The following is a 23,651-nucleotide window of genomic DNA, read 5'->3' as shown; positions in this document are numbered from 1 at the left end:
ACGCAGACGCGTCGTGGCTGGATGCCGGATCAAGTCCGGCATGACGTATGAGATGTAGGTGACGCCTACTCGAAGTCCCCGGTCATATCTTCCGGCGCCTGATCCTTCATCAGCACTTCCACGTCCGAATCCCGGCCGGAGGTCACTTTGAAGTTGCGCTGGTAGACCTTGTCCTTGTTGCGGGCGATGGCGGTATATTCGCCTTCCGCCAGCACCATGGTCGAAAAGGCGCTGACGCTTTCGTTCACCACATCGCCGCCGCCGTTGAGCACCGACCAGGCCGTATCGGCAATGGCCTCGCCGCCCTCTTCGGAAACGAGCTTGAGGGTGATCTGGGCAGCCTGGTGCTGGAGCGTCGCTTCCGTCAGCTTGCCGGCTTCCACCTGGATGTCGGCGCGCACCACCGCGTTGACGTTGCCATATTCGGAAACCACGTGATAGGTGCCGGCATTCAGGCGCACGATGGTGTTGGGCTTGATATCGGCCATGACGAGGCCGCGCTCGCCATCGGGGCGGGCGTCTGACGAATAGACGGAAAATTTGAGCTGGTTGCCGGAAATCTGCTTGTCGGAGCCCGCAACCGCATTCAGCACGAAGCCGCCAGCATCGAGAATCAGCACCTGTTTCTGCACATTGCCGGAGGTCGGGACATTGAGTTTCTTGGTAACGCCCGCGCGGCCGAAGGCGACGTTGACGAAATATTCGCCCGGCACCAGATGGAATTCCGCCGAGCCGCCTTCCGAACTTGCCAGCATCGGCAACTTGCCGTCCGCGCCGGGAATGGGGCTGAAGACGCGCCAGGACAGGCCTTCCTTCACCGCTTCGCCTTCGCTGGTCAGCTTGGCTTCCATGTTGATATCGCGGGCGGTGCTTTCCGGGGCGTTGGGTGCGGAAGGGGCGGTGAAAGCGTTCAGCTTCGGCATTTTCGGCGTGCCGCCGAGCTGCTTGAAGTCTTTGAAGGCGTCCTGTGAAAAAGCGGCTTGCGATAAAAGACCAAGCACGGCACATGCAATGGTCAGACGTGCCGCGATTTTGATTGCCGACATTTTCGATACCGATTGACTTCTTGATTTTCCCGGATCACTTCAAAACCAATGCCGTGGCTATTTCAAGGCCCATGTTTTTGCGATGACAGCAGAATGGAAGATTTTTGATCATGACAAATGATATCAAGCTCCTCGATTATCTCAAGGTTCGCCGTTCCACACCGGCCTTGCAACTTGCCGAGCCGGGGCCTTCGAAGGGGCAAATCGAGGACATCCTGCGCCTTGCCGTGCGTGTGCCTGACCATGGCAAGCTCGCCCCCTGGCGCTTCGTCGTCTATCGCGGCGAGGAGCGTGTGCGTCTCGGTGAGACTGCGCTGAGAATCGCGCTTGAAAAGAACCCGGAACTGGACCTGCAGCAGCAGGAAGCAGAACGCACCCGTTTCACCCGCGCGCCCGTCGTTATCGCCGTCATCAGCACCGCAAAGCCGCATTTCAAGATTCCGGAATGGGAACAGGTCATGTCCGCCGGTGCTGTGTGCCTCAACCTCATCTTCGCCGCCAATGCCAGCGGTTTTGCAGCGAACTGGCTGACGGAATGGCTTGCTTTCGATTCCGCATTTCTCGCGGAAATCGAGGTCGGCGCGGAAGAGAAGGTGGCCGGGTTCATTCATATCGGCTCGACGACATTCCCGCCGGTGGAGCGGCCGCGGCCGGAGCTTGCCGATGTCGTCACTTGGGTCGGGGACGTTTGATGTTCTACACCACGGACACCAACCAGCATGGCCTGCCGCATGATCCGTTCAAGGCCATCGTCGCACCGCGTCCGATCGGCTGGATCGGCTCGAAGGGCAGGGATGGTTCCCTCAACCTCTCGCCCTATTCCTTCTTCAATGCGATTTCGGACCGGCCAAAGCTTGTGATGTTTTCCTCCAGCGGCAGGAAGGACAGCCTGCGCAATGTTGAGGAAACCGGCGTCTTCACCGCCAATCTCGTCAGCCGCCATCTGGTGGAGCGGATGAATGCGTCTTCGGCACCCGTCGGCTATGATGTCGACGAGTTCGCCCTTGCCGGCCTCACCGCCGTTGACGGGCGGGTGGTGGATGCGCCTTTCGTGGGCGAGGCGCTGGCGGTTCTGGAGTGCCGCGTGACCCAGATACAGCAGCTTAAGGACGTGGATGGCCAGCCGGCGGATTCGTGGATGGTGATCGGACAGGTCATGGCGATCCATATCGATGAAACGATCATTCGCGACGGGCGCATCGATATGGGGCTGTCGCGACCCGTGGCGCGCATGGGCTATATGGATTACTGCGATGGCGGCAGCGATGTATTCCAGCTGCAGCGCCCCTCTACTGCGCCGTCAATATAGTCCTTGTTCGGCGGCGGTTAATTTTTATGGTGAACCAAACGTAAACCATTTGCGCCTAGAGTTTTATACATGGTGGCGGCGATGATGCCGCCATCCATTGTTGCGAATGTTTTCGAGGCTCAGGTGATCGTACAGGCATTTCTTCGCTGGTCTGAAAAGGCTGGATCGACCGAGCGGGCGAAAGCTGCCAATGCTCTCGGCCGTGCCTATCTTCAGTCCGACATGGCGCGCGAGAACCGCGATGCCGCCTATATGGCGATGACCTATCTGCTCGACGATCCTTCGCCGCGTGTGCGGCTGGCGCTTGCCGAAGCGCTGGCGGATGCCCATGACGCACCGCGCGCCATTCTCGTCTCACTCGCCGAAGACCAGCCGGAAATTGCCTGCACCGTCATTGCACGTTCACCGGTTCTCGGCGAGGCCGATCTGGTCGATCTCGCCGGGCGTGGAGAAAGCCTGACGCGCGCGCTCATCGCCGCAAGGCCGGGACTGCCGCGCGGTGTCTGCGCAGCGCTTGCCGAAGTCGGCGATCTGCCGGAAACCATCATCCTGCTCGAAAACGACGATGCCTTCATCACGCCGTTTTCGCTCAGGCGCATCGCCGAGCGCCATGGCTCGGACGCCGATATTCGCGACCTCCTGCTCCGCCGCGAGGCGCTGCCCGCCGATGCACGTCACCTGTTGATGGGCCGCATCAGCGAAGCTCTCGCGGGCTCCGCGTTGGTTCACGCAATGATCGCACGCAACCGCGCCGACAGTCTTTTCCGCGAGGCGGAAGATTCCGCCACCATCCTTATCGCCGCCAGTGTCTCCTCGCCGGAGCTGCCGGCGCTGGTGGAGCATCTGCGCCAGCGGCTGGAACTGACGCCGGCGCTGCTCATCCATGCCGTCTGTTCGGGCCGGCTGGAATTTTTCACGGCGACCATGGTCAATCTCTCCGGTCTCGATGACCGCAAGGTGCGCGCCATTCTGGCGACCGGACGGCCGCATGCCTTGAAGGCGCTGTTCCAGTCGGTCGGTCTTTTCGGCGATGTTGTCGATGTCTTCATGGAGGCGACGCTGATGTGGCGCCGTGCCGCCCGCTCGCAGCTCTCTGATGTGGCGGCCTCCGTCTCGGCGGAACTGCTGGCGCATTTCCGTGACGTCAACGGTTCCGAAACGCTGTTCGAACTGCTGCATGCCGTGCGCAAGCTCGCCATCGCCGAAGAGCGGCAGAAGGCGCGGTATTATGCGGAAGCGCTGACGGTGGAGGCGGCGTGAGGTCCGGGTATTTCGCGGGTGCATCCTCTCACCCTCATTCCTGTGACAAGCACAGGAATGAGGGAAGTGGGGGCTTTGCTGTTAGAGGAAATCTCTACCTCGCATCGGCAAAGTAAACCGCCGCCGCTTTTTCCCAATCGCCTCACTTATCGAACCGCTTGGCGATCCACGAATAGCTGTTTTCAACCATCCTCACCGGTGTGCCCAAAAGATGCTTTATGCCTTCGGTGGAAGGCAGGATACGGCTGACGCGGCTGATTGCCTGTTTGGTGAGGCTTTCCTCTTCCTTCGGCGTAACAGCCACCGTTGCCTGCGGTGCAGTGGCCGGCGCCGAGGCGGGAGGTTGCGTGCCGGCCGTCTGCGGAGCCTGTTCGCCCGGTGTCTGGCACACGGCCACCACCACGGGGTAAGGCGCGTTAGCGTAACGCTCCAGCTCCTTTTCCGACACGGCGTCGCACAGTTCGATGCTCGTCCAGCGCTGCTGGGAGGTGGCGAGGTAATGGCAATCGGTGGCGCTGTCGTCGCAGCCAAGGAAGGTCATGAGAACGAGGGCTGTTTTCATGGTGTGTGTTGCCTCTGTCGGGAATTATGCTCTAGAAACTCATCTATCCCGATTGCAGTGACATTACGACGAAATACGCATTTTATAGAGAAGGCAGGCATCGCATTGGCCACCGAAATCAAGCTTGAAACACCCCGGCAGGATGCGGTTCTGCGCCTCATCGACCTTTCCAACGCCTATATGGCCTCGCTTTACCCGGCCGAGAGCAATCATCTGGTCGATATCGGCGCGCTCGAGCAGGACAATGTCTCGTTTTTCGTGGCCCGGCACGATGGCCGCGTGGTCGGCTGCGGCGCGCTGGTGGAGGCGGGAGACGGCACGGCGGAGGTGAAGCGCATGTTCGTCGATCCCGATGCACGGGGATTGCGGATCGGCAAGCTGATCATGGACACGCTTGTCGCGCGCGGCGCCGAGCTTGGCCTTTCCGCCATCCGCCTCGAAACCGGCATCAGCCAGCCGGAGGCGATCGGTCTTTACCGCAAGGCGGGGTTTGTGGAGATCGAGGCCTTTGCGCCCTACAGGCCGGATCCGCTCAGCCTGTTCATGGAGAAGGTGCTTTAGGCCTACGGCGCGAGATTGCCGTATCCTGCACGTCATCCCTCGGCCCTGTGCCGAGGATCCAATCACGTATCGTAGAATCAATCGGTGGCAGATGCTCGGGACAGGCCCGAGCATGACGGATGCGCCGTTTAAGGACTATCTATAGGCACCAGCGTCGAGGCGTGTGCCCGTAGGCTTCACCGATCAAAACGCCGCTTTCCGAAACGCCGTCGTTTCCTCGCTATTGTCTTCGAGCGCGGCAACCTCATCAACGGCGTTTTCCTGCGTGGGCGGTGGGGGCGGAACCTCGGCGCTGGCGGCGGCGGAGATTTCCACCTCACGCACCCATTCGCGCCAGATCGCGACCAGGAGCGCCATCAGCACCGGGCCGATGAAGAGGCCGAGGAAGCCCATGGTCTTGACGCCGCCGACGAGGCCGAAAAAGGTGGGCAGGAAGGGCAGCTTGATCGGCCCGCCGACGAGTTTCGGACGGATGGTCTTGTCGACGATGAAGAGTTCCACCGAACCCCAGACGAACAGCGCCAGCCCGTGGGCGGGCGAGCCGCTGGCGACCAGATAGATCGACACCAGCGTAAAGGAGAGCGGCGCACCGCCCGGAATGAGCGCCATGACGCCGGTGAGCACGCCGAGCGTGACGGGCGAGGGCACGCCGGCGATCCAGTAGGCGATGCCGAGGATGATGCCTTCGCCGATGGCGATCAGCGTCATGCCTGTGACGGTGGAGCTGATGGTGGCGGGCACGACGCGGGAAATGCGTTCCCACCGCGTCGGCAGGATGCGTTCGCCCACCAGATCGACCTGCCGGGTGAAGCCCGCGCCGTTACGGTAGACGAAGAACAGCGCGATCAGCATGAACAGCAGGGTCAGCACAAGGTGGAACGCGCCGTTGCCGGCGGCAAGGATCGCCCGGTAGATATTGCCGATATTGGCACCGCTGACGAGCTGGATGAGTTCGCCGATGGCGCCCGGCGTGCCGATATATTTCACCCATTGTTCGCCGAGCCAGGGGCCGACGGCGGGAAGGGCGGCGATCCAGTCCGGCACGGGGGCGCCGGTCTTGTTAACATGCACCGCCCAGCCGAACCATTCGCGGATTTCGCTTGCCGTATAGGAGGCGGCGATGAAAATCGGCACCACGAGGAAGGCGAGGATGAGGATGATGGCGATGGTGGCGCCGAGCGTGGTGTTGCCGCCCACCTGCCGCAGAAGCCGGGTATAAACTGGCCAGCTGGCGAAACCGATGACGAGAGCGGCGAGAACGGGGACGAGAAAGCCATGGAAGAAATAAATGCCGGCAAGGGCGACGAGAACGAGAAGCCAGCGCGCAGCCGAGATGGGCGGGATCAGGGCGATCCGCGTCGGGCTGGCGGGACCAAGCCATCTTGGTTCGCCACTGGGCTTACGGCTGTCAATGTTACTCACGGCAGGCTCTTTCTCGCATTCTCCCCGAAGGGTGCATTCACTCTGTCACACCGATACATATAAGTGCAATATAATCGGATCACATTACCGTTGTGTGTTTATTGCTGAACCTATTGAACGATTTTGGTAAAAATAGAACATCGGTCTTGGCGCGCGCATCGAAATATGAGAATTGAACTCCGTTTTTCTTGCGGCGTAAGGTTGCCGCGCCCGATCTCCAGGTCATGCCATGCTCCGCCGTTTCTTCGCCTATTATCGCCCCTATCGCGGTCTGTTCATTCTCGATTTTTCCTGCGCGGTGTTGTCGGGCGTGCTCGAACTCGGTTTTCCGATGGCGGTGAAGGCCTTTGTGGATGTGCTGCTGCCGGGCGGTGAATGGGCCATCATCCTTGCCGCCTCCGTGGGGCTGCTGGTCATCTATGTGCTGAATACCGGGCTGATGGCGACGGTCACCTATTGGGGACACATGCTCGGCATCAATATCGAGACCGACATGCGGCGTCTGGCCTTCGACCATCTGCAGAAGCTCTCCTTCCGTTATTTCGACAACCAGAAGACCGGCCATCTGGTCGGGCGGCTGACCAAGGATCTGGAAGAGATCGGCGAGGTGGCCCACCACGGCCCCGAAGACCTGTTCATCGCCATCATGACCTTCATCGGCGCTTTCCTTTTGATGCTTTCGGTCAATGTGCCGCTGGCGCTCATCACCGCCGCCGTCGTGCCCGTTACCGCCTGGGTGACCAGCCGTTACGGCGGCCGCATGACGCAGAATTTTCGCGCGCTTTATGGCCGGGTAGGGGATTTCAACGCCCGTATCGAGGAAAATGTCGGCGGCATGCGGGTGGTGCAGGCCTTCGCCAATGAGGATCACGAGCGGGCGCTGTTCGAGAAGGACAATCAGAAATACCGCCGCACCAAGCTCGATGCCTACAAGATCATGGCGGCCAGCACCTCGCTCAGCTATATGAGCATGCGCCTGACGCAGATGATCGTGATGATCTGCGGCGCCTGGTTCGTGCTGACGGGCAGCCTGACGGAAGGCGGCTTTGTCGGCTTCCTGCTGCTGGTGGGCGTGTTTTTCCGGCCGGTGGAAAAGATCAATTCCGTCATCGAGACCTATCCGAAGGGCATTGCCGGTTTCCGCCGCTTCACCGAGCTTTTGGACACCGCGCCTGATATCGTCGATGCGCCGGATGCGGTGGAAGCGCCGTTGCTGCGCGGCAATATCGAATATCGCCATGTCGGCTTCGGTTATGCCGAGGGCAAGACGGTTCTTACCAATATCGATCTGAAGATCAGCGCCGGCGAGACGGTGGCCTTTGTCGGTCCTTCGGGGGCGGGCAAGACGACGCTCTGCTCGCTTTTGCCGCGTTTTTACGATGTCACCAGCGGCGCGATCACCATTGACGGCATCGATATCCGCAAGATGAAGCTTGCTTCGCTGCGCAACCAGATCGGCATCGTGCAGCAGGATGTCTTCCTGTTCGGCGGCACGATCCGCGAGAATATCGAATATGGCCGGCTCGGCGCTTCGGATGCGGATATCATGGATGCGGCGCGGCGCGCCCGTCTCGACGGCGTCATCGAGGCCATGCCGCTCGGGCTCGACACCGTCATCGGTGAGCGCGGCGTCAAGCTTTCCGGCGGCCAGAAACAGCGTCTCGCCATTGCCCGCATGTTCTTGAAGAACCCGCCGATCCTCATTCTCGATGAGGCGACCTCCGCGCTCGACACGGAAACCGAACGCGCCATCCAGCAATCGCTGACGGAGCTTGCCAAAGGCCGCACCACGCTCGTCATCGCCCACCGGCTGGCGACGATCCGTGACGCCTCGCGCATCGTGGTGGTGGACCAGACCGGCATTGCCGAAACCGGCGCCCATGCCGAGTTGCTGGCCGCCAAGGGCCATTACAGCCGGTTGCATGAGGCGCAATTCAGCGGGCACCTTGCGGGCCTTAGTTGATAAGCGGCGCGTTGGGGCCGCAATCTATCCGCTGTTTTCCGCTGCCTGTTCCTCCACGATGCCGGGGTTGGGCTCCGGCTTGCCGGGATGGCTGGTGACGAGATAACCCATGGCGACCGCGGCGGCGACAATGAACAGCAGCACGATGCCGCTGATCGTCATCAGCCAGTCGCGCGGCTTTCTGTGCGCCATGATATATTTCGGCCATCGGCTCGGATGGTTCACCAGGCTGAATTTGTGGCCCTGTTGCATGAGCTTTCCCGCAATAGGTTGCTTCCTGAAAGATCAACGCAGGCGGGTGTGCGGCCGTTCCGAAATCGACGGGGGCAGGGCGATGACAAGGCCGTGAGGCGCTCGAGATGACAGCGCCTCCGCATTCGCCGCCGCCCTTTTTCCCCGACCTCCATCATCCCGGCCTTAGACGTAATCCAACCGGCGCACGGCGGGAGGGAGAGGAGGGCCAGCCATAAGCGCGTGATCGTCTGCCGGTTCGTGCCCGAACCGGACGCGCGTCTGCGTCATCGCACCCTGATATCCGGCCGTAAAACTCCCCTTGCCAGTCGCTGCTGCTTATGCGAATGATTTGCAATTGCACCAATTCAATCTCCCATTTGAAAGCGCAGAAAATGGATAAGCCAGTCTTTGGATGGCGACGGAACGGCGACGATCTCTCGTTGTCCGACGTTCACAGCTCGATCCGCGTCAAACCGAATGCCGGCACGTTTCGCCGGGCGATGGCCTTTTTCGGCCCCGGCTATCTCGTTGCGGTCGGTTACATGGATCCCGGAAACTGGGCGACGTCGCTCGCCGGCGGCTCCAGATTCGGCTACACGCTGCTCACCGTCGCGCTGGTCTCGAACATCATGGCGATCGTGCTGCAATCGCTCTGCGCCCGTCTCGCGATCGCGTCCGGCCGCGATCTCGCACAGGCCTGTCGCGATGCCTATCCGAAGCCGGTGGCGATGGTGCTGTGGCTGCTGGCCGAAATCGCCATCATCGCCACCGATATCGCCGAGGTGATCGGCACGGCCATCGGCCTCAACCTCATTTTCGGCATTCCGCTGGAACTCGGCGTCCTCATCACCGCGCTCGATGTACTCCTGATCCTTTATCTGCAAAAGCTCGGCTTCCGCTGGGTGGAGGCGCTGGTCATCACACTGCTTGGCGTCATCGCCGTGTGTTTCGCCATTCAGGTGGCGCTCGCCGACCCTGACTGGGGGCAAGTGATCCTTGGTTTTGCGCCGACGACCGAGATCGTCACCAATCCTGACATGCTCTATCTGGCGCTCGGTATTCTCGGCGCGACCGTCATGCCGCATAATCTCTATCTGCATTCGGGCATCGTGCAGACCCGTGAAATCGGCGAGACGATTGCCGAAAAACGGGAGGCGCTGAAATTCGCGACCCTCGATTCCACCATCGCGCTGATGTTCGCGCTCCTCATCAACGCCTCGATCCTCATTCTGGCGGCGGCGACCTTCTACAAGGCGGGACAGACCAATGTCGCCGAACTCGGCGAGGCCCATAATCTGCTGGCGCCTCTGCTTGGCCTTGCGATTGCGCCGACGCTGTTCGGCGTGGCACTGTTGTGCTGCGGCATCAATTCCACCGTCACGGCAACGCTTGCCGGCCAGATCGTGATGGAGGGTTTCCTAAAAATGCGGCTCGCGCCCTGGCTGCGCCGCCTCATCACCCGCGCCATCGCCATCATCCCCGCCGCCGGCGTGACCATTCTTTATGGCGATAGCGGCACGGGCGAACTACTGATCTTGACACAGGTGGTCTTAAGCCTGCAACTCTCCTTCGCCGTCTTCCCGCTCGTGATGTTTACCGCCGACAAGACCAAGATGGGCGAGCTGCGCTCACCACTCTGGCTCTCAGGCTTCGCATGGCTGATCGCGGTGGTGATTGCGGCGTTGAATGTGAAGCTGCTGATGGATTTTATCGGGTGAGGCGGGTCAGGCCGCGCCTTTACGGAGCGCGGCCGCCGTGCCCTCCGGGTCGACGGCGATGACCTTAAGATAAGCGCGGGCCGGCTGGTCCGGCTCGCTACGTCCCTGTTCCCAATCACGCAGGGTGCCAAGCGGAATATGATAACGTGCGGAAAACTCTTCCTGCGTCAGCTTCAGAGCCCGGCGGATGATCTTGATGCGCGGCATTCTGGGAGCCGAGGCAAGTTGTTCGGCGGAAAGCGGCAGATTATCAGGGTCGGCCAGCGCATTGGCCTCCGCTTCTTCGTCGGTCATGGCGTGAAGACGGGCCCAGTCTGTTTGATCGATTTCACCAGTCATTGTCGTCGGACTTCGCCGTAATTAGCCGAACGATCATCGATATCCACGGCAAATGGATCGTCAAAAACCTTGCGGGCGGTTTCAAAGCTGACGCCATGTTTGGCGAGATTGGTTAAAGCCTTTCGGTCATTCCACTCGGAATATAACATTGTGGACTACGGGTTTCCATTAGTGAAATAACTAAAATATCAAAGCAACAAGGGCTCTTTCATTTCCGAAAGAGCCCTAGGTATGCATCATTTCTTTTTATTCGGTGCTTGAGTTAATGCAGAGGCCGCAACTTTTTTTACAGCTGCGGGTGTCTTGGGGTTGCTGAGCAATTTTCCTGCCGTAGATGCAACCGACTTGGACGTACGTTCATTGGAGGCCATCTAGAAAACTCCTTGTTGATGGCTACCGAAGTTACCTCGACTTCAATTCTCTCATGCTCCATAATCACTGCGCCAACAGAGGAGGCACTTGAGTCTCTTCGCCCCGCGTGAGCTTCGGCTTTTTCGCGGTATACAAGCCGGGACTTCGTGTCCCGGCTTTTGTATTTCAAATCACAAATCCGATTCTCGTTTTGTTCCCTTTGAAAATCCAGCCCGACAAAAATGTCGGGCTGGAAATTTACGAGTTATCCACAGCTATCTCAGCTGCAACCGCTCGTCGCACCGCACGTATCGCACTTCTCGCAAGTGCCGTTCCGCACCATTGTGAAGTTCTGGCATTCCGAGCACATGTTGCCGGTATACCCTTGAGCGATCGAGCGCATGCGGCGTTCGTTTTCCACCTTCTTGGCTTCCGTCTTGGCCGATGCAGCGTCGGCGGCGGCCTTGTCGGAGAAGAGGGCGGTGGCCGTCTGCTGGGATTCCTGGGCGACGTCGTCGATCACTTCCTCGGCGATTTCTTCGGCCAGTTCCCTGGCGCGCTCTTCATAGTCCCGCTTGAAGGAGACGATTTCTGAGGTCGCGACGGAGACGGTCGGTTCCAGCTTGCGGGCGGCGGAGCCGGCAAAGGAGGTCACGTTGGCCGAAGCGCGGGCGGGGGCTGCCGTTGCCGAGCCCTTCGGCTCGGAAGACGACCGTTCGCCGCCATTGCTGGAAACCAGCGTCGGCTTGTAACCGCGGGTCCAGCCGGTGGAAACGAGGTTGGTCTTGCCTTCCTGGATACCCTTGCCGAGCGCCGTGTTGGAGAAATCCGACGTATCGACATGGGCGAGATCATGGCGGCCGAGATAGGAGACGGCGAGTTCGCGGAACACGTAGTCGAGGATCGACGTGGCGTTCTTGATCGCGTCGTTGCCCTGCACCATGCCGGCCGGTTCGAACTTGGTGAAGGTGAAGGCCTCCACATATTCTTCCAGCGGCACGCCATATTGCAGGCCGAGCGAAATGGCGATGGCGAAGTTGTTCATCATCGCACGGAAGGCCGCACCTTCCTTGTGCATGTCGATGAAGATTTCGCCGATGCGGCCATCGCCGAATTCGCCGGTGCGCAGATAGACCTTGTGACCGCCAACGGTCGCCTTCTGGGTGTAACCCTGACGGCGGTTCGGCAGCTTTTCACGCTCACGCGAGACACGCTCGATGACGCGTTCGACGATCTTTTCGGTGATCGTCACGGCCTGCTGTGCAGCCGGCTGCTGGATGAGTTCTTCGATCAGGTCTTCTTCGTCCTCGTCTTCCACCAGCGAAGCGTTGAGCGGCTGGGAAAGCTTGGAACCATCGCGGTAAAGGGCGTTTGCCTTCAGCGCCAGCTTCCAGGAGAGCATGTAGGCCGCACCGCAATCCTCAACCGTCGCATCGTTCGGCATGTTGATCGTCTTGGAGATCGCGCCGGAGATGAAGGGCTGTGCCGCCGCCATCATGCGGATATGCGATTCGACCGAGAGGTAACGCTTGCCGATCTTGCCGCAGGGGTTGGCGCAATCGAAGACCGGCAGATGCTCGGCCTTCAGGAACGGTGCGCCTTCCAGCGTCATCGCGCCGCAGACGTGAACGTTTGCCGCTTCGATGTCCTTCTTGCCGAAGCCGAGGTGCTCGAGCAGGTTGAAGCTCATGTCGGAGAGCTGCTCGTCGGAAACTTTCAGCGTTTCCTTGAGGAAGTCGGCGCCGAGCGTCCACTGGTTGAAGACGAACTTGATGTCGAAGGCGCTCTTCAGCGCGCCATTGACGGCCTCGATCTTCTCATCGGTGAAGCCCTTGGCCTTCAGCGTGGAAGGATTGATGCCGGGCGCCTGGTTGAGATTGCCATGGCCGACGGCATAGGCCTCGATCTCGGCGATCTGGCTTTCGGAATACCCAAGCGAACGCAGTGCATCCGGAACGGCGCGGTTGATGATCTTGAAGTAACCGCCGCCGGCGAGCTTCTTGAACTTCACCAGCGCGAAGTCGGGCTCGATGCCGGTCGTGTCGCAATCCATCACGAGGCCGATCGTGCCGGTCGGCGCGATAACCGTCGTCTGGGCGTTGCGGTAGCCGTGCTGTTCGCCGAGCGTCAACGCCTTGTCCCAGGCGGCGACGGCATGGGCGATCAGGTCCTGATCCGGGCAGTCACCATTGATGAGTGCGACCGGGTTGACCGACAGGCCTTCATAACCTTCCGACTGGCCAAGGGCGGCGCGACGGTGGTTGCGGATGACGCGAAGCATGTTGTCGCGGTTCGGCGCAAAGCCCGGGAAGGGGCCAAGCTCGCCGGCCATTTCGGCCGAGGTGGCGTAGGACACGCCGGTCATGATGGCGGTGAGGGCACCTGCAATGGCGCGGCCTTCGGCACTGTCATAGGGAATGCCCGAGGACATCAGCAGGCCGCCGATATTGGCGTAACCGAGGCCGAGGGTGCGGTATTCATAGGAGAGTTCGGCGATCTGGCGCGACGGGAACTGCGCCATCATGACGGACACTTCGAGAACGACGGTCCATAGGCGAACGGCATGTTCGTAATCGGCGATATCGATGCGCTTCGTCGCCTGATCCTTGAACTGCAGAAGGTTCAGCGAGGCGAGGTTGCAGGCCGTGTCGTCGAGGAACATATATTCCGAGCACGGGTTGGAGGCGCGGATCGGGCCGGCGGCTGGCGAAGTGTGCCAGTCGTTCATGGTGGTGTTGAAGTGCAGACCCGGATCGGCAGACGCCCAGGCGGCGTGGGAAATCTTTTCCCAGAGGTCGCGGGCCTTCAGCGTCTTCATGACCTTACCGTCCTTGCGGGCGGTCAGGTTCCAGTCACCGTCATTTTCGACAGCGCGCAGGAAGTCGTCCTTCAGCGAGACGGAGTTGTTGGAGTTCTGGCCGGATACCGTGAGGTAGGCTTCCGAATCCCAATCCGTGTCATAGGTCTTGAACTGGATGTCCTTGTAACCCTGCTCTGCGAATTGGATGACGCGCTTGACGTAATTTTCCGGCACCATGTCCTTCTTGGCAGCGCGGATTTCGCGCTTCAGGGCAGGGTTCTTGGCCGGGTCGAAGCAATCGCCATTGTCAGCCTCGCAATTGACGCAGGCCTTCATGATCGCCTTCAGGTGCTTGGCGACGATCTTGGAACCGGTGACGAGCGCGGCAACCTTCTGCTCCTCGTTCACCTTCCAGTCGATATAGGCTTCGATATCGGGGTGATCGGCATCGACAACGACCATCTTCGCCGCACGACGGGTGGTGCCGCCGGACTTGATGGCGCCGGCTGCGCGGTCGCCGATCTTGAGGAAGCTCATCAGGCCGGAAGAACGACCGCCGCCAGAAAGCTTTTCGCCTTCGCCGCGCAGATAGGAGAAGTTGGAGCCGGTGCCGGAACCGTATTTGAACAGGCGCGCTTCACGCACCCACAGGTCCATGATGCCGCCTTCATTGACGAGGTCGTCCTCAACGGACTGGATGAAGCAGGCATGCGGCTGCGGATGTTCGTAAGCCGACTTGGACTTGGTCAGCTTAGCCGTGAAGGGGTCGACATAGAAGTGACCCTGGCCGGGACCATCAATGCCATAGGCCCAGTGCAGGCCGGTGTTGAACCATTGCGGAGAATTCGGCGCAACGCGCTGGGTGGCGAGCATATAGGCAAGCTCATCGCGGAAGGCGAGCGCATCTTCTTCGGACGAGAAATATTTGCCCTTCCAGCCCCAATAGGCCCAGGTGCCGGCCAGACGGTCGAAAACCTGACGCGCATCGGTCTCGGAACCGAAACGTTCGGCTTCCGGCACATCCTTCAGCGCCTTTTCATCGGGCACGGAGCGCCACAGGAAGGAAGGAACGTCGTTTTCCTCAACCTTCTTAAGGAACTTCGGCACGCCGGCCTTGCGGAAATATTTCTGCGCCAGAACGTCGGTGGCAACCTGGCTGAACTGCGCGGGAACGTCGATATCCGCCAGACGGAACACGATCGATCCATCCGGGTTCTTGATTTCACTGACGGCCTTGCGGAAGTCGATCTCCGCATAAGGCGATTGGCCGGGCTTCGTGAAGCGGCGTTCAATGCGCATGGTTTCTGTCCTCGTCCATTGGGCGCCCGGCAAAGGGCGCAAAAATCCGGTCCAGCCGTGCGATGCCTTCGCGCAGCCGGTTGTTGCCGATCTGAAAGGGATGTTCATCCTTGGATGTCATCCCTGTATCTCGTGGCTTATTCGGCTGCAAGCATGTCATGGAATACTAAATATAGTATCAACAGCTTCCTGCCGCCAGTCCCCGCGTCATGTTTTGGCGGTTCCGAAAAGGCGCGCAAAAGCCCGCGGCGAACCGCCCCCTCATGGCCGGGACGCCGATTTGGACATGCGCGCTGAAGATGGAGAGGAACCGGCCTCGTTACTTTCCGGTCCGTTGCCGCCGCAACATAATTGTCACTTTCCTCTCGCGGCACAGATTCGTCAAGCCATAGATTGAAACCCATTTTTAACTACAAGATATTGTGTGGAGTGCCTGTGGAAAACGGGGATAGGAAAAGCTCTTAGAAAAATCAGTGACTTGGCGGCAAAGTTTGAAGCTTGCGCGAGGCTGGTTTCCGCAACGGAAAGGCAAAACCCCGCATTTCCGGGGTGAGGCATAAAGGCGACACTGCGGTTTTTCCGTGTTTTTTAGCTGTCGCCATAAAGGCGTTTCCCGACAAAAAAACCGCCCCGATGGGGCGGTTTCAAAGCGTGATTTTTCTCTGCGGGGCTGGTCAGCCGCGCGATCCCTTGGCAATCGGCTCCTGATAGGTGAAGCCCATGTCCCAGGGGAAATAAATCCAGGTGTCCTGGCTGACTTCGGTAACGAAGGTGTCGATGGTCGGCACGCCCTTCGGCTTGGCGTAAACACAGGCGAAATGCGCCTTGGGCAGCATTTCGCGCACTTCGAGCGCCGTCTTGCCGGTATCGGTCAGGTCGTCCAGCACCAGCACGCCTTCGCCGCCATCCGCCGAAAGTTCCGGGGCGACACCCTTCAGCAGAACCGTTTCGCCCTGATTGACGTAATCATGGCGGGTGGCGATGCAGACCGTGTCGATCAGGCGGATATTCAGTTCGCGGGAAATGATCGCCGCCGGCACGAGGCCGCCGCGGGTGATACAGACGATCGCGCGGAACTCCCGCTCAAGGCCGGCAAGACGCCAGGCAAGTGCACGGGCATCGCGGTGAAACTGGTCCCAGGAGACGGGAAAGGCTTTATCGGGAAGGGACATGTCGTCTACCATCTGGTCAAAATTGTCGATGGCTTTGGCTAATAGCCGCAAGACCGGCAAAAAGGCAAGCTTTCCGCACGGTCTTGTAGCTCAATCCACTTCCACCGGTTTTAACGCGACAGCAGCGTCAGCGCCGTCATGGAATCGAGCAGGGTGCGGGTGACACCGCCAAACAGCAGTTCCCACCAGCGGGAATGGCCGTAAGCGCCCATGACAAGAAGGTCGATGCTGTTATCGGACAGCCGGTTTTCGATGGCCGCCTGCGGCGAGACACCGGCGATCTTTTCCTGCGAGGTCACGGTGACGTTGACGCCGTGGCGGGCAAGCGTGGCGGCCAGTTCCGCGCCGGCGAGCCCGGAAGACTGCGTTTCGCTCTCGGCCTGATCGACGGAGAATATCTCGACGCTATCGGCTGCCTTGAGGAAGGGCAGGGCGTCGAAGGTGGCGCGGGTCGCCTCGCGCGAGCCGTTCCAGGCGATCAGGACGCGCTTGATCGGTTTCGCAACTGTCAGCACATGCGGCACGAGGAGAACGGGGCGACCGCTTTCATAGAGGAAACCGTCAATATCCGAGCGGCTGTCGGAAAGTGCGGAGGAGCTGCTCTGGCGGGCGACGACGAGATCGGCGCAACGGGCGCTGTCGATTGCCGATGCGGAGGCGTAACCCACCGATGTGACGAAGCTGCGCCATTCATGCGAGATGCCGTTGGCGGCCAGCGTACGCTCGAAGATGGTTCCGACGTCGGTGGTCTCCTTATGTGCCACATCCTGCAGCGCCTGCACGGTGGCGGGGTCGGGAATTTCCATCGGCGCGACGAGGGGAACGGCGGCCAGCGTTTCCATATGCAGGCCGATCACATGCGAGGAAAACTGATCGGCAAGGCTTACCACGAATTCGCCGAGCTTCTGCGTGTTCGAAACATTGTCGACCACTGCCAATATCGTCTTGTAACCCATTTCTCTCTCCTCGGTGACATGTCGTTTTCAGATCGTTCTGGTCTTTCTTCGAATCGCCAGAACGATCCAAGTCTCTGTTTTATGCATTGTCCGGACGGAAAAGCTGTTCCGCTTTTCCTGGAATGCTCAGGGGGAGAGTGGCCGCCTTTACAGGCCGCCACCTTGATTTTGGTCAAAGCTTCCCGTCTCAAGCCTTTTCTGTCTCAAGCTTTTTCTGCCCTAGGCGGTTGCATCGCCCTTGCTGGCTGCCAGTGTTTTTTCATGGCCGATAGTCTCGATCATGGCGGCAACCGCGTCTGCTGCCGCCTTCAAGACGTCGGCGTCGCGGGCGCGCACCACGATCTCCGTCGAAAAGCGCTGCCCGTCATATTTGGGATAGGAGCCGATGCTGGTTTCGGGATGGGCTTTCTGGATGGCCGTTAGCGGCGTGCCGATATCGCCTTCGCCATAGGGCGACCGCACCGCCTGCGACATGACCTTCGCGCCGGTGCGCAGCGTCGGCATGACATTGTCCAGCATGGCCTGAAACACCTGCGGCACGCCGGCCATGACATAAACATTGCCGATGACGAAGCCGGGGGCGACGGAAACGGGATTGGCGATGTGGGCGGCTCCTCTCGGCATGCGCGCCATGCGCTTGCGCGCCTCGGTGAATTCCATCTCGCGGACGCGATACATGTCACCCAGCAGGCGCAGCGCCTCGGCGTCGTGCTCGCAGGGCAGGCCGAACGCCTCAGAGACCGCATCCGCGGTGATGTCGTCATGGGTCGGGCCGATGCCGCCTGACGTGAAGACATAATCATAGCGGCCGCGCAGCGCGTTCAGCGCTTCCACGATCGCTTCCTCCTCGTCGGCGACGATGCGCACTTCCTTCAGGTCAATGCCGGACATGGTGAGGACATCCGCGAGGTGGCCGATATTCTTGTCCTTGGTGCGGCCCGAAAGCAGTTCGTCGCCAATGGCAAGCATGGCGGCGGTCACGACGGATTGGGCGGAGGAGGGATTGGACATGGTTGCACTCGTCATCTGTTTCACGCGACGTTAACGCCGCGCCAGCGCGAATGCAAAGCGGTTTTGAAGAAACGCAAAAGGGGGATTGGTTGACGATGGCTCCGGGCGTTCACTCATCGTGAACAGTGCGTATGCCAATCCCCGGCTGGCGGCAGACCGATCCGTCCGCTACCTTTTTGTCATACGTTTTTTACGGGTCAAAGCCGATTATCATTGAGTTTTAAAGAAGCTTGTCGCCGGTTCGCCGGAAACAGTTCCAGCAAAGGAAACGAAGAGAATGACGAAGGTTCTGGTACTTTATTACTCCTCTTACGGCCATATCGAGAAAATGGCCTATGCCGTTGCCGAGGGCGTGAAGTCCACCGGCGCGGAAGCCGTGGTGAAGCGCGTTCCCGAACTCGTTCCGGAAGAAGTTGCAAAGTCTTCCCATTTCAAGCTGGATCAGCCGGCTCCGGTGGCGACTGTGGACGAGCTGGCGGACTACGACGCCATCATCGTCGGCGCCGGCACGCGTTTCGGCACGGTCGCCTCGCAGATGCGCAATTTCTGGGACCAGACCGGCGGCCTGTGGTTCAGCGGCAAGCTGGTCGGCAAGGTCGGTTCAGCCTTCACCTCTTCCGCCACCCAGCATGGCGGTCAGGAATCGACCATCCTCGGTTTCATCCCCACCTTCCTGCACCATGGCATGGCGGTCGTCGGTCTGCCCTATGCTTTCCAGGGCCAAATGGGCGTCGATGAAATCAAGGGCGGCTCGCCCTATGGCGCCTCCACCATCACCGATGGCGACGGCTCGCGCCAGCCTTCCGAAATCGAACTGGAAGCCGCCCGTTTCCAGGGCGCGCATGTGGCGAAACTCGCCGCCAAGCTTTCCGCCTGATTGGATCATCTGTTGAAAAAAAATGCGGCCCACAAGGCCGCATTTTTTAATACCGGAACGTCACGTCGCCGGTCGTGTCGAAGAAGAATTTTTGCCGTGGCTCAGATCGGTAGGTTGACCATGAAAAGGCAGCTTGCGACCACGAAGCCGAGCATCGAGATTTCGAGAAAACCGTTCAATCCGTCACGCATTCCGATCCTCCTCCTGTTGGGTGAAAAGAGAACGATCAGAGTTTATCGCGGTTCCATAACGAAAGAATGAAATTCAGGAAATTCCAATGTCCACTCGCCCCGTCTTCCGGCGAAGGGGATTTGGGCGCTTCAGCCGGTGACGACGAAGGCCACCACGAGGTGGCCGAGAAGGCCGATCGCCAGGCAGGAGAGGAGAAAAATGAACAGGGCCTTTTTCATGTTTCCGGAAGCTTCCATCTGTTGCGATCCATCCCACGTCTTATCCTGAAAAAGCTGACGCCGCAGGCGGCATTTTTTAGTCCACGGCCGGCAGGTGTTCCGCCGTCAGGCCTTGATATCGAGGCCCGCTTCGATTGCGGCTGCGATGAACGCCTTGCGCGCATCCTCGGGCTTCTTCCTGCCGGCATCGACGGCGGCGCAGATCAGCAGCGCCTTGTCCAGCGCATCGCCGTCTTCGATTGGCCAATCCTCGATCAGCGCCCAGGAGGCCGCCTGCGTGGTGTCAATGCTCGTATAGTCGCCCGGCGTTTCGAACGCGATCAGGACGGGTTTTTGCCAGCGCGTATTCATCGCCTATCCATTATGGTTGTTGCGCCCGGCTCTAAACCAAGCGGTCAGGATGCGCAATCCCGTTCCCGGCCCGTTTCGCGCCGTTGCGGTGCGGTCAGTCGTCGCGCCCGAACAACCATTCGCGGATGATGCGGCGGTCGATGAGTTCCAGCGAGCGGTCCGGCGCGATGCGGTAGGTTTCCACCGCCCGCGTGCTGGCGTCGATGCGGAATTCATGGGTGAAGGTACTGCCGATCGGCGATTTCGTCAGCTTGGTGCGCGGCTGGCCCCTGTAGATAATACTGCCGGGAATGGGTTCGACATAGGGTGCGGGGCCGACATAGGCGGCCGGGCCGGCCGTGGTGCATCCGGCAAGCGCCAGTGTAAGCGCGATAGCGGCCGATGATACGAGCGTTTTCATCCTGTCCTCCGAAGTGCGTCCGTGAAAACGATGTCGAGGCGCGGCGGTTCCCGGCGGGCAGGGGGCCGGAGACGATTTCCCCGACTATTTGCTCTTCGGATTCTGAATGTCGCGCGCGACCCAGCGAAAGAAAAAGTAGACGAGGAGGCCGAAGATGAAAAGCGGGATGAGGTTCGCAAAACCGGACATATGATTCTCGTTTCTCCCTCCCGGTCCGGGGTCTAGCCGGAGTGAAACCGGCAAGGCAAGGGGAACGAGAACACAGTCGGTAAAATATCCGTGTGCCTGCAAAGGAGAATTCGAGGAGCGTGGGGAGGGGCGGGAGAGATCTGGCGCACTGCCAGTGATGCCAGATCTCTCCGTCTCCCGCCAGTTTCAGGGTACGGGGGACTGGCGCTAATATGACGGACAACTGCCGATAGACATAGGCCGAGAAATTACCTCGAATAAATCGCTGCTTTGGTCGATCCCGGTGAAGGCCGGCCTGCCGCGGGCCTTCAGGGGCTTTTTGCGGCGATATAATTAGCCAGAGAATTACTTCTCGAGACGGAGCAGCCAAAGGCCGCATTCCCGAATTCCCGGTGTAACTCGTTGAAACGGAAGAGGATGCCTTTCCACCGTTATGCTGCCGGCTATACAGTAAAGGGAACTTTTTGCGCATTTCATCGTTCAAACAGGCAGGACACATGCCAATAGTGGAGGGTTACACATGCTCGGCACCATCCTCGTCATCCTGCTCATTCTTTTCCTGATCGGCGCACTGCCAAGCTGGGGTTACCATAATTATGGTTATGGCCCGTCAGGCGGTCTCGGACTGGTTCTGGTCATCGTCCTGATCCTCGTTCTGCTTGGGCGGATCTGACCGGCTGGTACAGGAAATGCAGCATTGCCCGCAACGGCGCAAACGTGCCGGATGCGGGCTTTGTTTCTTCTGAAATATAAGGCAGATACAAAAAGCTTCGGAATCTTAAGTGCTTAAGCGGCTTGCCTTAGCGGTGTGCCGGTCCGATCCGAAAAAACACCACATTCGGAACGAACCCTCTTGCGCCCATAATGGATTCGTTCTAAATGCCCGCCATCGCTTGATTGATGAGCGTGTGAGGCCTCGTGGCGGAGTGGTGACGCAGAGGACTGCAAATCCTTGTACCCCGGTTCAATTCCGGGCGAGGCCTCCAAAAATTTCCACGAACGCAATGTTTTTTCGATATTTGACCCCGCTTCGCGGTCATTTGCTGTTCCGGAAATCTCCACTGTTTCGCTTTTTCCCACACATCCGGCTTAGCGCGCTTGAAAGCGTGCGCTTGGGCAATTATGAGATTATCCAAAGGCGAGGGGGAGCCCCTGCCGTTTTGAGCTTTTGGAGCCGAGGCTTCCCGACCGGCATCCGTGAAATTGAGGCGATACGATATGATGGATTTCGAAACCGCACGCGCCAATATGGTCGACAGCCAGTTGCGCACGACCGACGTGACGTCGCATTCCGTGCTGAAGGCGTTTTTGAGCGTGCCGCGCGAGGCATTCGTGCCGGCGGGCGTGCGGCAGATAGCCTATGTGGACGCGGACCTGCAGATCTGTCCCGCCCGCGATGGCCGTCCGGCCCGTTATGTCATGAAGACCTCGCCGCTGGCGAAGCTGCTGCAGCTTTCGGCCGTGTCGAAGGAGGACGTGGTGCTGGAAGTCGGCGGCGGTGCAGGTTATGCAGCCGCCATCCTTTCGCAGCTTGCCGGTTCGGTGGTTTCGCTTGAAAGCGATGAGGCGCTGGCCGCACAGGCGACCGAGACGCTCGCCTCGCTCGGATATGACAATGTCGCGGTCGTAACCGGCGACCTCGAAAAGGGCTATGCGGGCGAAGCGCCCTATGACCTCATTTTCATCAACGGCTCGGTTGAGGAAGTGCCGGCGGCACTGACCGACCAGCTGCGTGACGGCGGCCGTCTGGTTGTCGTCGTCGGATATGGCGGCGCCGCGAAGGCCACCGTCTATCGCCGCGATGGCAACAGCACATCGGCCGCCACTTTCTTCAATGCTTCCGTCAAGCCGCTGCCGGGTTTTGCCAAGGCGGCCGAATTCGTTTTCTGATCGGCAAACGATCATCTTCTTTCTGACGCCGGGGTGGAGTTTCCGCCCCGGCGTTTTTACGTTCGGTTTGCCGGCGGAGCGCTTCCTTTCGGGCCGTCCTCACAAAGCTGTGCATCATCACGAAACTTGTCGAATCAGTGATTTAGTTCCTCGCTATGCTGACCTAAACTAAGGGTGATTCGGGGTGTGCGTATTTCTGCCCCGCATGATCCTGCGACAGGGACGGCGAAATGCCCAGGCGCTTGGCCGGCCATGTTTCAGAGCATCGGTGTGACAATCGATTTCGGTTGTCGAAAACGCGATGTGAAAATTGAACAGGTCAAGGAGCGCTCATCCGGTGTCCGAGGGATGCGGCAAGGGCGTTCGAAGAGTGGAAACCGGGGATTGATATGGCTCAGCCAAGCGTAGCGCGTGAACCGTCCATGGAAGAGATTCTGGCGTCTATCCGCCGGATCATCGAAAGCAACGAGACCGGACCTGCCGGTGCGTTTTCCGGGCAGTTGCCGCCGGTCTATGACGATGAAGACGAGGCTGCGAGCGAAGCAGCCTTCGTGGCGGAGCCCATCAGCCCGCCGGCGCGTGTTCCCCCCGCCGCAAACCAGGCTTTTGGCGCACGGCCTGCGCAGGATTTTTCGCCGATTTCTGAAGGGCCCATGGCTGAACGGCAGGAAAGCGCCGCCGAGAAGACCATGTCGCTTGCAGATGTCGCCGCCCGTGTGCGTGCCGCCGCAGACCGTAACGCCGCCATGGGGCCGCAGGCTTTCGCCGTGCAGGCCCAGCGTGGCGCGGCCGAGACCGCGCCGTCGGCTGCTGCGCCGACCGTATCGCAGCCTTTGTCCGCGCCGTCTTCCGAACGCGCCGCACCGCAGCGCCCGACGGATGTTCGGCCGCTGATGGCGGCTGCGGCCGCCGCGAGCGTGAGCGAGCAGCCGGCATCTGGCGTAAGCGAGCAGCCGGTGTCTTTTGCCGCCGAGGATCGCGCTGCCGCTGCCGCCATCGAAAGCGCGTCTTCGGCCGAAAACCGCTTCGATCAGCTTTCTCTGCGCGGCGCCCTCGAAACGCCGCTGACAGCGGAGCGTTTCGACATAGCGGTGCTGGAGCCTGCCGTTGAGAAACAGGCATTCGATCTGGCCGAGCCACAGGCAAAAGACGAGGCGGGTGTCGAGGGCGGTCTGTCGCTCAATCTTCTTTCCGCCGCTGCCGGTGCGCAGATCGCCCGTTCGTTCAGCGAGCTTGCAGAGGTTTTCGATGGCGTCGAGCGGCGCTCGATCGAGGATATGGCCGCCGAAATGCTGCGCCCGATGCTGCAGGACTGGCTGGAAGACAATCTGCCGACGCTCGTGGAGCGTCTGGTGCGCGAGGAAATCGAGCGCGTGGCGCGCGGTTCGCGCCGTTAAGTTCCGCTCCGGCCGCATGTGCGATCGCGGCGGATGCGACGAAACAGGGGCCGCTCCGGCATCGGGGCGGCTTTTTTGTTGAAGATGAAGGTGTTATGGGGTCATATTCACCCGTGGGTCCGCTCAATGGTTGG

Annotated in this window: 24 protein-coding genes and 1 tRNA gene; 11 read left to right on the top strand and 14 right to left on the bottom strand. The window is 60.0% G+C overall.

Going from position 1 to position 23,651, the window contains the following annotated elements; translation table 11 throughout:
- Positions 1–65 precede the first annotated feature (65 nt).
- Positions 66–1,046 (bottom strand): hypothetical protein, encoded by a 981-nt coding sequence (locus tag PH605_RS12455; RefSeq protein ID WP_003523389.1) that lies wholly within the window; start codon positions 1,044–1,046, stop codon positions 66–68.
- 110 nt (positions 1,047–1,156) lie between these two features.
- Between PH605_RS12455 and PH605_RS12450 the strand changes: the two genes are divergently transcribed.
- The 3 genes from PH605_RS12450 to PH605_RS12440 all read left to right on the top strand — a co-directional run bounded on the left by PH605_RS12450 (position 1,157) and on the right by PH605_RS12440 (position 3,615).
- Positions 1,157–1,738, top strand: coding sequence for a nitroreductase family protein (locus PH605_RS12450; RefSeq protein ID WP_142845129.1), 582 nt, complete (start codon positions 1,157–1,159; stop codon positions 1,736–1,738).
- Entirely contained in the window at positions 1,738–2,355 is a 618-nt protein-coding gene (locus PH605_RS12445; protein ID WP_080856453.1) for a flavin reductase family protein, read from the top strand. Before PH605_RS12450 ends, PH605_RS12445 begins: the two co-directional genes overlap by 1 nt.
- Before the next feature lie 69 nt (positions 2,356–2,424).
- Positions 2,425–3,615 carry a DUF2336 domain-containing protein gene (locus PH605_RS12440; RefSeq protein WP_142845130.1) on the top strand — a complete coding sequence of 397 codons (1,191 nt, stop codon included), beginning with the start codon at positions 2,425–2,427 and terminating at the stop codon, positions 3,613–3,615.
- A gap of 142 nt (positions 3,616–3,757) precedes the next feature.
- Here the strand turns inward: PH605_RS12440 and PH605_RS12435 are convergent, their stop codons facing one another.
- Entirely contained in the window at positions 3,758–4,177 is a 420-nt protein-coding gene (locus PH605_RS12435) for a hypothetical protein (protein ID WP_078052701.1), read from the bottom strand.
- Positions 4,178–4,282: 105 nt separating this feature from the next.
- Between PH605_RS12435 and PH605_RS12430 the strand changes: the two genes are divergently transcribed.
- Positions 4,283–4,738, top strand: a complete 456-nt coding sequence (locus tag PH605_RS12430; RefSeq protein ID WP_078052702.1) for a GNAT family N-acetyltransferase — start codon at positions 4,283–4,285, stop codon at positions 4,736–4,738.
- A gap of 183 nt (positions 4,739–4,921) precedes the next feature.
- Here the strand turns inward: PH605_RS12430 and PH605_RS12425 are convergent, their stop codons facing one another.
- Complete coding sequence (locus PH605_RS12425; protein ID WP_065656017.1) at positions 4,922–6,160, bottom strand: AI-2E family transporter; 1,239 nt, start codon at positions 6,158–6,160, stop codon at positions 4,922–4,924.
- A 229-nt stretch (positions 6,161–6,389) separates the two neighbouring features.
- Between PH605_RS12425 and PH605_RS12420 the strand changes: the two genes are divergently transcribed.
- Positions 6,390–8,123: an ABC transporter ATP-binding protein gene (locus PH605_RS12420; protein WP_059760228.1), complete on the top strand. Its 1,734-nt coding sequence runs from the start codon at positions 6,390–6,392 to the stop codon at positions 8,121–8,123.
- A 24-nt stretch (positions 8,124–8,147) separates the two neighbouring features.
- Here PH605_RS12420 and PH605_RS12415 read toward each other — a convergent pair whose 3' ends face one another.
- On the bottom strand, positions 8,148–8,375 hold the full coding sequence (locus tag PH605_RS12415; protein ID WP_142845131.1) for a hypothetical protein: 228 nt from the start codon (positions 8,373–8,375) through the stop codon (positions 8,148–8,150).
- A 374-nt stretch (positions 8,376–8,749) separates the two neighbouring features.
- Between PH605_RS12415 and PH605_RS12410 the strand changes: the two genes are divergently transcribed.
- Positions 8,750–10,075 carry an Nramp family divalent metal transporter gene (locus tag PH605_RS12410; protein WP_161987879.1) on the top strand — a complete coding sequence of 442 codons (1,326 nt, stop codon included), beginning with the start codon at positions 8,750–8,752 and terminating at the stop codon, positions 10,073–10,075.
- A gap of 6 nt (positions 10,076–10,081) precedes the next feature.
- Here PH605_RS12410 and PH605_RS12405 read toward each other — a convergent pair whose 3' ends face one another.
- The 8 genes from PH605_RS12405 to PH605_RS12370 form a co-directional block, all read right to left on the bottom strand.
- Entirely contained in the window at positions 10,082–10,414 is a 333-nt protein-coding gene (locus PH605_RS12405) for a helix-turn-helix domain-containing protein (RefSeq protein ID WP_161987880.1), read from the bottom strand.
- Positions 10,411–10,563, bottom strand: coding sequence for a BrnT family toxin (locus PH605_RS12400; protein ID WP_237680923.1), 153 nt, complete (start codon positions 10,561–10,563; stop codon positions 10,411–10,413). Before PH605_RS12400 ends, PH605_RS12405 begins: the two co-directional genes overlap by 4 nt.
- Before the next feature lie 87 nt (positions 10,564–10,650).
- A complete protein-coding gene (locus tag PH605_RS12395; RefSeq protein ID WP_269825597.1) occupies positions 10,651–10,785 on the bottom strand; it encodes a hypothetical protein in 135 nt (44 codons plus the stop codon).
- 260 nt (positions 10,786–11,045) lie between these two features.
- The gene (locus tag PH605_RS12390; protein WP_142845132.1) at positions 11,046–14,864 is read right to left on the bottom strand and encodes a vitamin B12-dependent ribonucleotide reductase; all 3,819 of its coding nucleotides are present in this window, start codon (positions 14,862–14,864) and stop codon (positions 11,046–11,048) included.
- Positions 14,854–14,985 carry a hypothetical protein gene (locus tag PH605_RS12385; protein ID WP_271040148.1) on the bottom strand — a complete coding sequence of 44 codons (132 nt, stop codon included), beginning with the start codon at positions 14,983–14,985 and terminating at the stop codon, positions 14,854–14,856. The genes PH605_RS12390 and PH605_RS12385 overlap by 11 nt, the downstream gene beginning before the upstream one ends.
- Positions 14,986–15,538: 553 nt before the next feature.
- Entirely contained in the window at positions 15,539–16,036 is a 498-nt protein-coding gene (gene gpt, locus PH605_RS12380; RefSeq protein WP_003523375.1) for a xanthine phosphoribosyltransferase, read from the bottom strand.
- Positions 16,037–16,146: 110 nt separating this feature from the next.
- Entirely contained in the window at positions 16,147–16,992 is an 846-nt protein-coding gene (locus PH605_RS12375; RefSeq protein ID WP_125146679.1) for a universal stress protein, read from the bottom strand.
- A 219-nt stretch (positions 16,993–17,211) separates the two neighbouring features.
- Entirely contained in the window at positions 17,212–18,003 is a 792-nt protein-coding gene (locus PH605_RS12370; RefSeq protein ID WP_142845171.1) for a competence/damage-inducible protein A, read from the bottom strand.
- A gap of 277 nt (positions 18,004–18,280) precedes the next feature.
- On the opposite strand from PH605_RS12370, the gene wrbA reads away from it, so the two are divergent.
- Positions 18,281–18,880, top strand: coding sequence for an NAD(P)H:quinone oxidoreductase type IV (gene wrbA / locus PH605_RS12365; RefSeq protein ID WP_080857032.1), 600 nt, complete (start codon positions 18,281–18,283; stop codon positions 18,878–18,880).
- Between the two features lie 515 nt (positions 18,881–19,395).
- On the opposite strand, the gene PH605_RS12360 is transcribed toward wrbA, so the two are convergent.
- Both PH605_RS12360 and PH605_RS12355 read right to left on the bottom strand, forming a co-directional pair.
- The gene (locus tag PH605_RS12360) at positions 19,396–19,641 is read right to left on the bottom strand and encodes a DUF982 domain-containing protein (RefSeq protein WP_003523370.1); all 246 of its coding nucleotides are present in this window, start codon (positions 19,639–19,641) and stop codon (positions 19,396–19,398) included.
- A gap of 94 nt (positions 19,642–19,735) precedes the next feature.
- Complete coding sequence (locus PH605_RS12355) at positions 19,736–20,041, bottom strand: hypothetical protein (protein WP_003523369.1); 306 nt, start codon at positions 20,039–20,041, stop codon at positions 19,736–19,738.
- 709 nt (positions 20,042–20,750) lie between these two features.
- Here PH605_RS12355 and PH605_RS12350 point away from each other — a divergent pair.
- From PH605_RS12350 to popZ, 4 genes are all read left to right on the top strand, one after another.
- Positions 20,751–20,903, top strand: a complete 153-nt coding sequence (locus PH605_RS12350) for a DUF3309 family protein (RefSeq protein WP_003495626.1) — start codon at positions 20,751–20,753, stop codon at positions 20,901–20,903.
- Between the two features lie 239 nt (positions 20,904–21,142).
- Positions 21,143–21,216: transfer RNA gene (locus PH605_RS12345), tRNA-Cys, on the top strand.
- A 232-nt stretch (positions 21,217–21,448) separates the two neighbouring features.
- Positions 21,449–22,120: a protein-L-isoaspartate O-methyltransferase family protein gene (locus PH605_RS12340; protein ID WP_142845135.1), complete on the top strand. Its 672-nt coding sequence runs from the start codon at positions 21,449–21,451 to the stop codon at positions 22,118–22,120.
- A 389-nt stretch (positions 22,121–22,509) separates the two neighbouring features.
- Positions 22,510–23,517 carry a cell division protein PopZ gene (gene popZ / locus PH605_RS12335; RefSeq protein ID WP_142845136.1) on the top strand — a complete coding sequence of 336 codons (1,008 nt, stop codon included), beginning with the start codon at positions 22,510–22,512 and terminating at the stop codon, positions 23,515–23,517.
- Positions 23,518–23,651: the final 134 nt, after the last annotated feature.

Source organism: Agrobacterium sp. CFBP 3001 (assembly GCF_027871605.1).
In the GTDB taxonomy this organism is placed as follows: domain Bacteria; phylum Pseudomonadota; class Alphaproteobacteria; order Rhizobiales; family Rhizobiaceae; genus Agrobacterium; species Agrobacterium leguminum.
This window is presented reverse-complemented; position numbering and strand designations above follow the sequence as displayed.